Source organism: Gammaproteobacteria bacterium, assembly GCA_029881255.1.
GTDB lineage: Bacteria > Pseudomonadota > Gammaproteobacteria > S012-40 > S012-40 > JAOUMY01.
Genome location: JAOUMY010000001.1, coordinates 838,795 through 852,260 on the forward strand (window position 1 = coordinate 838,795; position 13,466 = coordinate 852,260).

At 49.4% G+C, this 13,466-nt stretch carries 12 protein-coding genes; 3 read left to right on the forward strand and 9 right to left on the reverse strand.

Annotation, left to right across the window (positions count from 1 at the left end):
• Positions 1–44: 44 nt before the first annotated feature.
• From OEZ43_03865 to OEZ43_03890, 6 genes are all read right to left on the reverse strand, one after another.
• Positions 45–4,505, reverse strand: a complete 4,461-nt coding sequence (locus OEZ43_03865) for a S8 family serine peptidase (GenBank protein ID MDH5544704.1) — start codon at positions 4,503–4,505, stop codon at positions 45–47.
• A 151-nt stretch (positions 4,506–4,656) separates the two neighbouring features.
• Positions 4,657–5,127 carry a hypothetical protein gene (locus OEZ43_03870; GenBank protein ID MDH5544705.1) on the reverse strand — a complete coding sequence of 157 codons (471 nt, stop codon included), beginning with the start codon at positions 5,125–5,127 and terminating at the stop codon, positions 4,657–4,659.
• Positions 5,128–5,207: 80 nt separating this feature from the next.
• Complete coding sequence (hemF, locus tag OEZ43_03875) at positions 5,208–6,116, reverse strand: oxygen-dependent coproporphyrinogen oxidase (GenBank protein MDH5544706.1); 909 nt, start codon at positions 6,114–6,116, stop codon at positions 5,208–5,210.
• 10 nt (positions 6,117–6,126) lie between these two features.
• Positions 6,127–6,684: an L-threonylcarbamoyladenylate synthase gene (locus OEZ43_03880; protein MDH5544707.1), complete on the reverse strand. Its 558-nt coding sequence runs from the start codon at positions 6,682–6,684 to the stop codon at positions 6,127–6,129.
• A gap of 8 nt (positions 6,685–6,692) precedes the next feature.
• Entirely contained in the window at positions 6,693–7,976 is a 1,284-nt protein-coding gene (gene purD / locus OEZ43_03885; protein MDH5544708.1) for a phosphoribosylamine--glycine ligase, read from the reverse strand.
• A 68-nt stretch (positions 7,977–8,044) separates the two neighbouring features.
• Positions 8,045–8,746 carry a sulfotransferase gene (locus tag OEZ43_03890; GenBank protein ID MDH5544709.1) on the reverse strand — a complete coding sequence of 234 codons (702 nt, stop codon included), beginning with the start codon at positions 8,744–8,746 and terminating at the stop codon, positions 8,045–8,047.
• Between the two features lie 143 nt (positions 8,747–8,889).
• Here OEZ43_03890 and OEZ43_03895 point away from each other — a divergent pair, with 143 nt between their 5' ends.
• Positions 8,890–9,276 carry a pentapeptide repeat-containing protein gene (locus OEZ43_03895; GenBank protein MDH5544710.1) on the forward strand — a complete coding sequence of 129 codons (387 nt, stop codon included), beginning with the start codon at positions 8,890–8,892 and terminating at the stop codon, positions 9,274–9,276.
• 3 nt (positions 9,277–9,279) lie between these two features.
• On the opposite strand, the gene nudE is transcribed toward OEZ43_03895, so the two are convergent.
• The 3 genes from nudE to OEZ43_03910 are packed head-to-tail and all read right to left on the reverse strand — an operon-like array spanning position 9,280 to position 12,054.
• The gene (gene nudE / locus OEZ43_03900; protein MDH5544711.1) at positions 9,280–9,843 is read right to left on the reverse strand and encodes an ADP compounds hydrolase NudE; all 564 of its coding nucleotides are present in this window, start codon (positions 9,841–9,843) and stop codon (positions 9,280–9,282) included.
• Positions 9,843–10,265 (reverse strand): CopD family protein, encoded by a 423-nt coding sequence (locus tag OEZ43_03905; protein ID MDH5544712.1) that lies wholly within the window; start codon positions 10,263–10,265, stop codon positions 9,843–9,845. The genes nudE and OEZ43_03905 overlap by 1 nt, the downstream gene beginning before the upstream one ends.
• A 58-nt stretch (positions 10,266–10,323) precedes the next feature.
• Positions 10,324–12,054: a chloride channel protein gene (locus tag OEZ43_03910; protein MDH5544713.1), complete on the reverse strand. Its 1,731-nt coding sequence runs from the start codon at positions 12,052–12,054 to the stop codon at positions 10,324–10,326.
• 120 nt (positions 12,055–12,174) lie between these two features.
• Here OEZ43_03910 and OEZ43_03915 point away from each other — a divergent pair, with 120 nt between their 5' ends.
• Both OEZ43_03915 and OEZ43_03920 read left to right on the forward strand, forming a co-directional pair.
• On the forward strand, positions 12,175–12,588 hold the full coding sequence (locus OEZ43_03915; GenBank protein ID MDH5544714.1) for a DedA family protein: 414 nt from the start codon (positions 12,175–12,177) through the stop codon (positions 12,586–12,588).
• Positions 12,589–12,677: 89 nt separating this feature from the next.
• On the forward strand, positions 12,678–13,421 hold the full coding sequence (locus tag OEZ43_03920; GenBank protein MDH5544715.1) for a metallophosphoesterase: 744 nt from the start codon (positions 12,678–12,680) through the stop codon (positions 13,419–13,421).
• Positions 13,422–13,466 lie beyond the last annotated feature (45 nt).

A 13,466-nucleotide genomic window follows, 5' to 3' on the forward strand; every position in this document is an offset into this window, starting at 1 on the left:
ACAGGCCTCCTTCCTGAACGGAAAGAGGCCTGTTATCCACGTTTCTATAGCGTAGTAAAACTCCAGACCTCACTAGTAGACGATAAACCCTGAGTGTCTGTTGCTGTTACTTTCCAATAATAAGTCGTCTGTGCTTGCAGATTGAGTTCAATCTGTTCCATCGTGCCATTAGCGCCAGGTAGCGGAATGTTAGTTCCACAAGCCGTCATCAAGAGAGACGCAGCAATGAGCACGACTGCTTGCAGATAACGTTGTCGACGAGTGGAATTTCCCATCAAGCCGAACATCGCAAGCCCGATACCAGCACCGCCGCCCAAGCCTGCAATAGTTGCTACAGATCCAAATCTAAGTTGGGCGAGTTGTGTTCCACAGTTGGTGAAATCTGCATTTTCACAATACTCGAGTAGGTAGCTCACTTCGTCGCCATCCGGGTCGACGACAGCGTTCCATACAAATGTGACCAGACTCGGGTGTATGTTATTGCTGCCATTTGTTGGTGATACCAGGGTTGGCGTCTCAGGAGCCTGATTTTGCGGCGCCGGATCTTGCGGTATTGGATTCTGAGGCGTGGGATCAGCAACAACCGCATCATCGTCCGTGATGGTGATGTTAACTGATGAGGTGCCTATGCTTGCCCCGCCCGTTGCACCTGTTAGGCCAATAGATAGAATTTCAATATTTTCAACAATTGTATCGTCGACAATTGGTATGTTGAATGTTTTGGTCGCACTATCTCCATGCGCCCAATTTATAACACCAGAGGTAGATACATAGTCTTCCCCTGCCAGCGCAGAATTGTCGACGGTAGCATAGACCACGCTGATTGCACCATCGCTACCACCACTGCGTGTAACAGAAACAGTTGCACTCAGGCTATTTTCTGCAACCGACACTGAGCCTTCGGCAATAGATATCACGCCCGGGACGGCGGTGTCATTGTCGATAATGGTAACAGTTGTCGTGCTACTACCTATGGTTGCACCGCCGGTGGCTGATGTTAAAGCGATGCTGAATGTTTCACTGCCTTCGTAGATGATATCGTCAGTGATATTAACGACGACGAACTTGCTTGCAGCATCGGTATTCGACCAGTTTAAGGTGCCACTCACGGAGGTGTAGTCGGAACCAGTACTTGCGCTTCCATTTGCGCTGGTATAGTTGACTCCTACTGCTCCATCGCTACCACCACTGCGTGTGACTTCGATAGTCACTGCAATACCGTCCTCATTGACACTATAGCTGCTCGCGGCGAATGAAAGCGTACCGAAGACAGGTATATCGTCATCAATGATAGATAGTGTCGCACTGCCACCAGAGATAGTGGCTCCCCCAGTAACATTGCTTAACGACAGTGAGATGTCTTCGCTTCCTTCGATGGCGCTATCATTTGTGATGGCAACGGAAATGGTTTTATTTGCGCTATCGCCGTCTGCCCAGGACAGTGTGCTATTTGTTGATGTGTAGTCACTACCAGCGATTGCAGTCGAGTCGGCAGTGCTGAAATCAACCGAAATAGCCCCGTCACTTCCACCAGTACGTGACACTATAATAGTCGCTGTCGCACCATTTTCATTGACGCTGTATGAGCTGTTTGCAAAAGCAATAGAGCCCGGTACCGGCGTATCATCATCAATGATAGATAAAGTAGCATTGCCGCCGGTGAGTATTGCTCCACCGGTTGGATTGAACAGAATCAGACTGACGGTTTCAGTTGCTTCTTGTAGCGCATCGTTCGTCAAATTGACCGTAAACGATTTGTCTGCAAGGTCACCATTGCCCCAGGATAATGTACCGCTCGCGTAAGCGTAGTCTGCCGGTGATGAGGCACTGCCATCGGCCGTGGCGTAAGAAATACCCACCACGCCACCACTACCGTCGGTACGCGAAACGGTAATAGTCGCAGTGACACTGTTTTCAGCAGCAGAGTAGTTGATCGAACTGAACGCCAGTTTTCCTGCTGGTTCCCCAGCAGTCACACTGATGTTCACAGTGTCGCTTGCGCTTTGGCCGGAATCATCCGTTACTGTGAGTTTAAACGTCAGCGTCTCGGTTGTATTTGGCGCATAGAAAGACGGCGTTAGAGTATTTGCATTGTTAATTAGCACGGTAGTACCGGCTGTTTGAGTCCAGCTATAACTTAGTGTGCCGCCGTCCGGGTCCGATGCAGTTCCTGAAAGGTTAACTAATGCATTCCCTAGGACGTTTTGGTCAGTACCTGCGTTGACTGTCGGTGCGCCGGTATCCAATGTCCATATCCAGGCCTTGCCTGTAGCGATGTCTGGGTTAACTACATTAAAGTTTTGGGTTGTCGCGCGGGTATAGTCGACTTGAACACCGATAGTTGCGGAGTCGCCATTATTGTCTGTGGCAATATAGTGGACTTCAATATTCGGTGTGTTGACGGGTAGCACGACTTGCATTTGCACGAGGTTGCCTGTTGAAACACTTTTTCCTCTCCATTCCATTACAACTTCCTTGAAAGTGTAATTGAAGTTGGCGGGGTCGACATAGGTCTCAAATAATCTAAACCCGTAACCAGCCTGGCTAATATCCAGGTCATCCCAATATGGCGCTATTACATGCTCGAATACGTCTGTAGGAAGAGGTGTGTTTGCGCCAGTCATTTGTCCGGCCGATGGCGCGCCAAACATTGCTACGCCCTTCGGCAATAAGTAAAGCGTAGACGTATTCACACCACCAAACGGGAGTTGATAGTCGGCACTATAGCCGGGAAAAGAAATATAGGTGCTACTGTTAATCGGATTGTAAGACGACCCAAAGAAATCCGTTCGAGGCGCATAGGTAATAGCAACCGGTGCTCGATAGGCAATTCGAGAACTGTTGTTGGCGATGACGGTGACCGATTGAGTCTGTCCATTGCCAAAGCTAAGTGTGTAAGTTCCTGCGGTAGCCGGTGCCGTCCAATAGGCTGAATAAATTCCATCGTCTGCGGCTTCATCAAAACCAAGACCGTCATCTTGTAGTGTAAGGTTTGCGACGGTGCTGGGGCCAGTGGTTGTAACGGTGATACTTCCTGCAGGCGCCGCGCAGTTGATGTTCACTACGGCGAGTCCAAGCTTTTGTCCGGATATTTTTGATGAAGTTGTCGTTTGCGGATAGACGACGGCATTGACGCTCTGATTGTTACAAGTCAATGCACCAGTTCCATTGTTGTCCCATGCGCGAACGCGTCGACCGGTTACCGTGGTCCCGTTCAAAGTGGCGATCTCAGTTCCGCTGCTGATAATAAGATTTTTTACGGTTCTCCAATCACGCGTAGGATCTTCAGCAAATAAGAATCCAGCTAGTCCTGCAACATGCGGTGCAGCCATAGATGTGCCATTTAGGTGTGTATAGCCGCTTCCGGTGACGGTGCTATAGATATTGGTTCCAGGTGCGCCGACATGAACTGAGCGCACGCCGTAATTAGAAAAGGAAGCACGATTGTCGTTTTGATCAGTCGCCTCAACGGAAATGAGATTGGCAGCGAAGTAGTTAGATGGATAGTGTGGACCATTGTCATTATTGTTGTTCGAATTGCCCGCAGCGGCGATGAATAAAATGCCCGCCTGACGGTGCTTCGCAATTGCTGCAGCCACAGCCTGGCTACCACCGCCGGTGCCGCCCCAAGAATTGTTGGTGACAACGACATTGATACCCCGCATTTTTAAATCATAAATATAGTCGAGACATTTTAGTGCGTTGGAGTCGCTACCGCTTCCATTTGAAGCGAGAAACTTACACGCGAGTATTTTCGCCTGTTGGTTGATACCAGTGATGCCCGTGGAGTTGTTTCCAACGGCGGCAATTGTGCCTGCGACATGTGTACCATGATTATTGTCATCCATGGGATTACCGCTATTGGTGATAGCGTTGATTCCGTAGATGTCATCAACATAGCCGTTGCCATCATCGTCAACGCCTGCGGAACCGCCAATCTCTCCAGGGTTTACCCACATATTGGCGGCGAGATCTGGATGATTGTATTGCACACCGGTATCGATAACACCGATGACGATACTGTTGCTTCCGGTTGTGCCGCTGTTTGACCAGGCCTCGACGATATTCATATCCGCGTCAGCGGTGCCGGTAAAACCGTTTACGTTTTGTCCTGTGTTATGCAGTCCCCACAACTGGTTAAACGAAGTGTCATTGGTGGCATCGATTCCGACAATTGAATCGGGCTCGGCGAAAAGTACGTTGGGATTCTTCTTGTAGTGTTCGATGGCGGCTTGCACATCCTGGCCGGGAGGAAGTCTGAACATTTTGAGACCATCAAAATTTCTGTAACCGTGTTCAGCAACTGGCCTGCTAGGGCCATGAGACGCGTTAACAGCTGCTGCACTGGCGCCTGGTTTGAATTGCACCAGTATTTGATCAGGGGCCTGCTTGACTTCTGTGACGCCAAATTTTTGGGGTGCGGCCAATGCGTGAGTTCCCCAAACTATAGAAGTAGCTACAAGAACAGATGTCAGCAGATGTACATTCGGCTTTGTCAGTTTCATTATTTTTCCCCGGTTTTTGACGGATGCAACAGAGGGCCTGGCCTCTATCGGTCCTTGTGTCGTCCGGGGGTGATAATGCGTTAGCGAAAAAAGGCGAGAATACTTCGTAAATTCACGAAGTTAATCGATTCAGACTATGTTTTTTCGAGAACTAGAACCCAATTTTGAATTGAGTGAAAAAAATGGCGTAATCGTTAAAGCCTTTTGCGGGGGGAAGGGCGAAAAAATTCAACCCTACATTTTTTATATGAAAATCGAGATAAACTATCGGGGCAACCAGTCGTAACGGCTCTCTGACCGTACGGCCGTATTCGCCAGTAAGAACTCCGGCAAACAAGCGAAGGTTTCCCAGGGTATAGACGTCGCGCGCTGCTGTGGCATAGAGGAAAGGGCGATCGAGGCTATTAGTAAATTCGCCGGCAGCGATAGTTAGCCAAGGATGCTCGCACTCGATGCCTATGCCTGGGTGTGTCTGGCGCTTATAGCGAGTGTATTCATTAGGTTGATAAACTTCGACATGCTTGGATATGCCGGCGAGATGAACCCAGACTTTGTCACAGACGGCTGCTTGAGAAGAGGCAGACAGTATTGCCAAAACAAAAGTGAGAATGAGTCTATGCATGGCGACATCACCTGATCGTGAACTAGTCGCCAAGCATAGATTTGATTGCTTAGATCAGGCTTTAATACAACTCGTCAGTGTTATAGCCATTCTCTCGGTTTGAGATATTTCTCATACAATTCGGCTTCAGGTGTGCCTGACTCCGGGTGCCAGTTGTATTTCCAGGTAACGATAGGCGGTAGTGACATCAGGATGGACTCCGTACGTCCGCCACTTTGTAGTCCAAAAATAGTCCCTCTATCGAAGACCAGATTGAACTCAACATAGCGGCCACGACGATAGAGTTGGAAATCGCGTTCACGTTCACCGTATGTATCGTTTTTGCGTCGATTGACGATGGGGCGATAGGCTTTGATATAACTATTTCCGACACTCTGCATGAAGGCGAAACTTTGGTCGAAACCCCATTCGTTGAGGTCATCGAAGAACAGGCCACCAACACCACGTGGCTCATTGCGATGTTTCAAATAAAAATATTCGTCACACCATTTTTTGTATTTCGCATACACATCATCACCGAATGGATCGCAGGCTTCTTTAGCTGTGCGGTGCCACGCAATAACATCTTCGTCATTACCGTAATAGGGCGTGAGATCGAATCCACCGCCGAACCACCAGATCGGCTCTTCGCCTTCTTTCTCTGCCAGGAAAAAACGCACATTAGCGTGTGACGTCGGAACATAGGGATTGCGTGGATGTATGACCAGAGAAACACCCATGGCCTGCCATTGACGTCCAGCAGCTTCGGGACGATTAGCAGCAGCAGAAGGCGGAAGCTTGCTGCCATGTACATGAGAAAATGCAACGCCACCTTTTTCGAGCACCGCGCCATCGGCGATTATGCGTGTACGACCGCCACCACCTTCTTCCCTGGTCCAGGCGTCTTCAACAAATTTGGCTTCGCCATCTTCCTGTTCCAATTGTGAACAGATGTCATCCTGTAGGCCTAGCAAGAAGGCTTTTACTTTTTCGATATCAGGTGTACTCATATTGCTTCTCTCATGCTGCACGGATAACGCGATTGCTGATGGCGTCGCGTATCTCTGTGGGTTTACTGTTTGGATCGATGTCGCCACTGAGGACAAAATCAATTTGATCTCTGAACCAGTTGCGAACTTTAAGCGCGCTGCGCGCCGCTTGCCTGCCGTGATGATTGGCGCTGGTCGATACCATCGCGCCGCCAAAACTTTCACAAAGCGCACGCACTACGGGATGTGCGGTCACGCGCACTGCGACGCCAGAATGTTTTCCTTTTATCCAATAAGGCGTATGCTCGCTTGCGGGTAATACCCAGGTATGCGGGCCAGGCCAGCTTGACTGCACACGAGACAATACCTCGGCAGCGAGTGGTTCTACGTAAAGATTCAGTTGATTGAAATCGGAAGCGATGAGTATCAGGCCCTGATTTACTGATCGCTTTTTGATGGTCAGTAAATCGTGCACCGCGTGTCCATTCAATGGATCACAACCGAGACCAAACACCGCCTCTGTGGGATAGGCAATTATGCCGCCTTCTCGTAGAATATGCGCCGCTTGTTGTATGTGTATGCGTGGCATAGCGAGTCCTATTTTTCACGCGCGATAGCGCGATGCCCGATATCCTTGCGGTAATACATCTTGTCCCAATGAATTTGTTTGACCAACTCATAGGCTCGATGCTGTGCCTCAGTTACGTTTTTACCAAGTCCTACTGCGCACAACACTCGGCCACCATTGGTTACAACTTGGCCGTCTTTATTGTTGGTGCCCGCGTGGAAAACTTTTGCGTCGGCCATTTGTTCAGTTGGCAAACCGTTGATGACATCACCCTTGTTATAAGCTTCGGGGTAACCGCCCGCCGCCAAAACCACACCGAGTGATGCGCGCTCATCCCAGTCGGCGGTGACACTATCGAGCTTACGATCTAGAGCAGAATTGCACAGCCCTACGAGGTCTGATTTGAGTCGCATCATAATCGGTTGTGTTTCAGGATCGCCAAAGCGGCAATTGAATTCGAGAACCTTGGGCGTCCCATCAGGCCCGATCATCAGCCCGGCATACAGAAATCCGGTGTAAGAATTACCCTCGGCGGCCATACCGCGTATGGTTGGTTCGATAACTTCGCGCATGGCGCGATCATGAATTTCCTGCGTGACTACTGGTGCAGGTGAATATGCACCCATGCCGCCGGTGTTTGGACCTTTGTCGCCGTCGTCGCGGGCTTTATGATCCTGAGATGTCGCTAAAGGCAGGATGTGTTCGCCGTCGGCCATTACAATAAAACTGGCTTCTTCGCCGACGAGAAATTCTTCGATAACAACGCGGTGGCCTGCATCGCCAAAGGCGTTGCCCGCGAGCATATCCTCTACCGCCTGGATAGCCTCTTCTTCTGTCTGGGCCAGAATGACGCCCTTGCCTGCCGCTAGCCCGTCTGCCTTGACGACGATAGGCGCACCTTGGGACTTTATGTAGCTGACGGCTTCATCTACGCTGGTGAAATTACCATAAGCAGCTGTCGGGATATTGTGACGGGCGAGAAAATCCTTGGTAAAGGCCTTGGAGCCTTCGAGTTGGGCGGCACCCTTTCTGGGACCAAAACAACGTAATCCCGCATCCTCAAAGGCATCGACGACACCGAGAACCAGTGGTACCTCAGGGCCAACAATGGTCAGTGCGATCTGTTGCTTGCGCGCGAAATCAACAAGCCCGGCAATATCTTCCACACTGATGGTGACATTTTCCAGCTTGGGTTCCAGTGCTGTACCGGCGTTTCCCGGCGCAACATAAACAGTGGTGACATCTGGAGACTGTGCCGCCTTCCAGGCCAAAGCGTGTTCGCGGCCGCCGCTGCCGATAACCAGTATTTTCATTGGTCCCCCAGGAATATTGCAAAGCGGCAGATGATACCGCAAATGCCATGGGTTGTCCTGAGTGTGGCCTAGTGACAGACGTTGGTGGAATGCCAGTACTGAGGGACGATAAATTGCTGGACCTGTTCTTCCTGCCAATTGAGGCGGCACCAGATGGCGATTTCCATGGCCGTGTCGAGTCTACCGCTGACCAATTCGGCAGAATTGATTTCTCGCCAGTTTTGGGTGGATTTCTTGAGCGCTTCCAGGCGGGCCTCATATGCCTGAGCCCATTTTTGCCAATAGACTATATCTTTTGAATGCTGGTTCATGAAAGGTGTTCGCAGACAGGAGCGGATGATTTCGTCCCGGTCCCTGCGCACGATTACCCATTTGGCCTGGGGGAAGGTTTGCAGAAAGATAGGCCAGAGCAAGCTTAGTTTGGCATCTTTAAACAACCAGGGTTGCTTACCTTCATACTGCTCATGTTGTAGATAGTCGGCAATGGTCTGTTTCAGCCCATTGACATTAGGGAGCTGATTGAGTCGTGGGAGTGAGTGGACTCCTAGAGGGTCGACGCCACAGGCTGAGAGTATGTGTTTTACCACTTTTTCTCTCAGGTAGACGTTTTCAAAAAAACCTTTAGGATTTTCTCTACCACCCCCGGATATTGTATGGCCCAGCCAGGCGCCGCAAAGCTCAAATACACCAGCGACCATGGATGTGCCCGAGCGGGGTAGCCCAAGAACAAAGATGGGGTTATCGATTGGCGCGAATGCAGAATTTGTCACTGCTCTTTACAAGTTGGTATTTTGACCGCTAGCGGGATTCTTGTAAGCAAGCTTAAGTAAATTTGTGTAATTAAATGTATTTCCTTGATGTATTTATTGGTAGCACATTCAAGTTATTGTAGCTGCACGTCGATACAGGATGTATGAGTGGATCAGACTGGTTAAATGATAACAAGGTGAGAAACCCCAACGAGCCTCAAATTAAGAAGGATCCGTTGTACTTATTGCTGCGCGAAGAAAAAATCGAAAAATTCAACAAGTACAAGGCAGCAGGTAAGACGTGTGATCTGACGAATTGTGATTTCCGCGGCTTGAATCTTCAAGGCCTGGATGCGTCTGGACTGGATTTTTCAGGATCATACTTCCGTCAGGCCGATTTGCGCGGGATTGATTTTTCAAAATCCAAACTTGAAGGGGCAAGCATACACGAAGCGAAAATCTCAGGCTGCTATTTTCCAGACAAAATAAGTGCCGACGAAATCACGATGTCGCTTATCCGCGGCACACGCATGCGTTACGACCGCAAATAAAATCTAATTTCTACGCAATAATAAATCCCGAACAATATATAAAGCTGCAATACTGCGTGCCTCTGTACACTCAGGGTGTTGTACTAATTCGTGCAGGCGGTTGAGTTTCCAAGGTATAACTTCAATTGCTTCTGGCTCGTCGCCTTCGGCGCTTTCGGGATAAAGATCCTCAGCAAGAATGATGTGAGTGGTGTGACTGATATATCCAGGTGCGATCGTCAGTGAATGTATGTGTTTTAATGCTTTTGCACCGTAACCCACTTCTTCTTTGATTTCGCGGTTGGCGGCTTCAAGCAAATCTTCACCAGGTTCGACTTTTCCTTTGGGGAGCGCAAGTTCATAGCGGTTAACCCCTGCGGCATATTCGCGGATGAGTAACACGGTTTCCGCATCTACCATTGGAAGTATCAATACTGCGCCACCTTCGCCGCTCTTTAATCGTTCATAACGTACGCGATTCCCATTGGAAAACTCTATATCAAGTTCCTGTATATGAAATATGCGGGTTTTCGCGGCAGTTGTTGCGCTGTGAACAACAGGTGCTGTTTTATCTGTTTTTTCTGACATCAGAATGGCCTTACAACTACGAGTATGGATATACCCAGTAAGATAAACACAGGAAACTCATTGAACCAGCGATAATAAACATGGCTACGTGTGTTTCTATCTTCACGAAAATCCCTGACTATTCTGGAGCAAAGGTATTGATACCCGAGCAAGATCACGACAAGTAACATTTTGGCGTGAAACCAGCCGCTAGATGAATAGGCTGCCCATGCGTAATCAAATGCCATCCATAGTCCTAGGCCGATTGCGCCAATAGATGTGAACTTCATCATCGCAAATAATTTGCGTTCCATAATTTTGAAGCGCTCTTTTCCTGCCTCGTCGTGTGTCTCCGCGTGATAAACGAACAATCTCGGCAAATAAAATATCGCTGCAAACCAACTGACGACGAAAAACACATGTATGGCTTTTACCCAAAGCATAGGGACCTCATCAATTCCTCTGTATTTGTGCCTATGATACTTGGCTTCCTAACGGGAGTCATTTTATCACTCTATCCCCTTTACGACTTTTCGGACGAGGGCTACGAACAGTGAGAATGTCCTCAAGGGTTAGGACGCCAATGATACCTGAGTGGGATACGATGTAGACGGCTTCACCTCCCGAGTCAGTTAGTAACTCATAGGCATCTTGCAAGGTCGCCTGAGCAGACAAGGCACGCGCACTGAGGCGAGTAGCCGGTACGTCAAGCAAGTTGATTTCGTCGTCTATACCGTCACGCTCTAAAAAAGCCGCCAGGTCTGAAGCGGGCATGATGTAGGCGTCCTGGTCGCTTCCACTCAAGATCCATCGTGTGCGTTTGGAAATACGAGATTTTAGTCTGGTAGTCGGTATGAGATTTTCCAGATGAACCACGGATTTTTCCATTACGCTGGTAACGCCAACCCGCCGTAGCGCTTGGGCCGCTGGGTCGTTTTTGTAATCCAAGCCTCGAGCGGCTAGCAGAGCGCGGAATACCGCTTTCTGTCCAAAGATTCGTGCAGCGGTTAGTTGTGCTATTGCAACTGCCAACATGCCGGGAAGAAGTATCTGAGGATTGTGGGTGAGCTCGAACATTGTCATCAACGCGGTGAGTGGTGCTTGAATGACCGCGCCCATCATTGCGCCTATCCCAATTAAGGCGTATTGGCCGACATGCCCCGCATCTTGTGGTGAGATATCCATGGCCAACATGCCCACCGCTCCGCCGGCCGTCGCGCCGATCACGATTGTAGGGCCTATCAGTCCTCCTGGAAGCCCGAGTCCAAGAGTGAGAGTGGTGGCAAAAAGTTTCATCAATACAATAACCAGCAAACTTGCCAGCAGTAGCTCACCTGAAAGCGCCTGGCTGACCGTATCGTATCCGATGCCCATAATTTGAGGCGCTATAATGGCGCACAACCCGGTGGCCAATCCGGCGAGAGAAAAACGCAACCACACTGGAAGTTGGCGGGCACTTAAAGTGAAGAGCAGTAACATCCGGATGAAGGCCGCCCCTAATAGACCAATGGATATGCCTGTGACAATCACCCAGGGGATTTGCTCGATGCTCATGCCGGCGTTTAGATTGCTTGCCAGCAGCGCATCGGTCCCGAATACAGTGTGAGCGATTACTGTCGCAGTAACTGCGGCAAGTATTACGGGCAGTAAAGTGCCGGTGGAGATCTCCAGTACAATAACTTCGATCGCAAAAATGACCCCTGCAATCGGGGTATTGAATGACGCAGCAATCGCGGCTGCCACGCCGCAGGCGATGAGTACCCTGCCAGCATTATTGGGGAGACGTAACCATTGACCGACGAGACTGCCACCAGCGGCCCCCAGATGTATACTCGGTCCCTCGCGGCCAACCGAGTGCCCCGAGATGATGCTAATGGCTGCGCCAAGGAACTGCGCGAGAAAATTTGATAGCGGTAGGCGTCCCTGATGGTAATCCAGGCGCTCGATTGTATGGACGACGCCGACGCTTCGTTGGTCGGTACTCAGTAACTGAAAAATTAGTCCAATTACAAGTCCGCCCAACATAGGTAACACCAACAGCACCCAGCGGGGAAGTGCCTCATAGTTCTCTGGGTTTCCATCGGGCAGAAACTGGATTTGTACGCCTTCGACGACGAGTCGAAAGGCAATAATGATGGCAGCGGCAAGAATTCCTGTGATGACACCGAGGAGGGATAGCTCGATGAGTCCCTGGTGTTCTGAGGACAAACGTAACCTGATTTTATCGAGCATGGGGCTTTTAGCTTTCCTCCGACGCATTAGAGTGGTTACCCATGCAATGCGTGTGCAGTAACGACAGAATGTTTGTTATTGAATTATAATGGAATTCTTTTAGGGTGAAAGAAATACACAATGCAATCCGATCTATGGATATTGTTTGGAAGTGCGTTTGTTTCTTCCACGCTCCTGCCAGGGGGGTCTGAGGCGCTGTTACTGTACTATGCGACGAGGGGGGAGCAGGATGTTTTGTCTTTGTGGCTGGTAGCGACTACGGGTAACACCCTGGGAGGAATGACATCGTGGGGCGTCGGGCGGATAATTCAGTGGCGCTTTCCCGGTAAACGGCTGCAGGATGATAAGCATCGACGGGCGCTAGAGCGGGTCGAAAAATGGGGAAGCCCGTTTTTATTGTTGTCTTGGCTACCTATTATAGGCGACCCCCTTTGCGTCGCCGCCGGCTGGCTGAAGGTGAACGCAATCAAGGCATTGATTTTTATTGCTATAGGCAAGGCTGGACGTTACGCATTTTTGCTTTTGTTGACGTAGTTAGGTATTTTCCTGTTATAAAATAGATAATTAGACCGTTATACCTAATTGATAATACAAATTTAACCGAAGTGGTCTATTGTTCGTTTATGCATATTCTCAGACTTCCTGAAAACCACAATGGCCGAGATATCGTAGTAGGCGACATCCATGGTCACTTCGACGAATTCGAAGAATTACTTCAAGTTACTCGATTTGATACCAGCCGCGACAGACTTCTTAGCGTGGGCGATTATATCGATCGTGGCCCCCACAGTGAGCGCGCGTTGGAGTATCTTGAGCAGCCCTGGTTTTACTCAGTCAAAGGCAATCACGAGGCCATGCTTTCCGCTGCACAGAATTTTGAGCCGGGAATTTATGAGCTTTGGATGCGCAATGGCGGTGAATGGGCAGAGAATGTCGACGAAGACGTGCTCGATCGCTTGGCTGAGATTTATCAACAGCTTCCCTATGTGATTGAGGTTCCATCACGTCACGGCAAAGTTGCTATTGTTCATGCGGATATTCCAGAGTTTGCCAAGTGGGATGATTTTGTCTTTGATCTGGAAATCAATAACCAGGACGACAAACTACTACAAACTATGCTCTGGTCACGGTCGACGTATCGTCGCTTGCGATTGACTAAACTCTATCCAAATTGCTATCCACCCCCAATGGTTGAGGGGGTGCATAGAATTTACCTTGGTCATAGCATCGTTGCAGAACCAGTGGAATTTGGATCTTTCTACTTTATCGATACGGGCGCGTATGCCAATGGTCAGTTAACTGCTGTCGATATCAATTCCCAGGAAGTTTATTCTATCGGTGTGATGAATTACGCCATCGGCTATTGAATTTCGAAACTCGTTTTCTGTTCGGCAAGCCAGTCTGCTGTGCGC

Excerpts from the sequence above, each read along its gene's own strand:
- OEZ43_03920 (MDH5544715.1), top strand. The coding sequence starts at position 12,678 with ATGCATATTCTCAGACTTCCTGAAAACCACAATGGCCGAGATATCGTA.
- OEZ43_03915 (MDH5544714.1), top strand. The coding sequence starts at position 12,175 with ATGCAATCCGATCTATGGATATTGTTTGGAAGTGCGTTTGTTTCTTCC.
- OEZ43_03895 (MDH5544710.1), top strand. The coding sequence starts at position 8,890 with ATGAGTGGATCAGACTGGTTAAATGATAACAAGGTGAGAAACCCCAAC.
- hemF (MDH5544706.1), bottom strand. The coding sequence starts at position 6,116 with ATGAGTACACCTGATATCGAAAAAGTAAAAGCCTTCTTGCTAGGCCTA.
- OEZ43_03870 (MDH5544705.1), bottom strand. The coding sequence starts at position 5,127 with ATGCATAGACTCATTCTCACTTTTGTTTTGGCAATACTGTCTGCCTCT.
- OEZ43_03910 (MDH5544713.1), bottom strand. The coding sequence starts at position 12,054 with ATGCTCGATAAAATCAGGTTACGTTTGTCCTCAGAACACCAGGGACTC.
- OEZ43_03905 (MDH5544712.1), bottom strand. The coding sequence starts at position 10,265 with ATGCTTTGGGTAAAAGCCATACATGTGTTTTTCGTCGTCAGTTGGTTT.
- purD (MDH5544708.1), bottom strand. The coding sequence starts at position 7,976 with ATGAAAATACTGGTTATCGGCAGCGGCGGCCGCGAACACGCTTTGGCC.
- nudE (MDH5544711.1), bottom strand. The coding sequence starts at position 9,843 with ATGTCAGAAAAAACAGATAAAACAGCACCTGTTGTTCACAGCGCAACA.
- OEZ43_03865 (MDH5544704.1), bottom strand. The coding sequence starts at position 4,505 with ATGAAACTGACAAAGCCGAATGTACATCTGCTGACATCTGTTCTTGTA.
- OEZ43_03880 (MDH5544707.1), bottom strand. The coding sequence starts at position 6,684 with ATGCCACGCATACACATACAACAAGCGGCGCATATTCTACGAGAAGGC.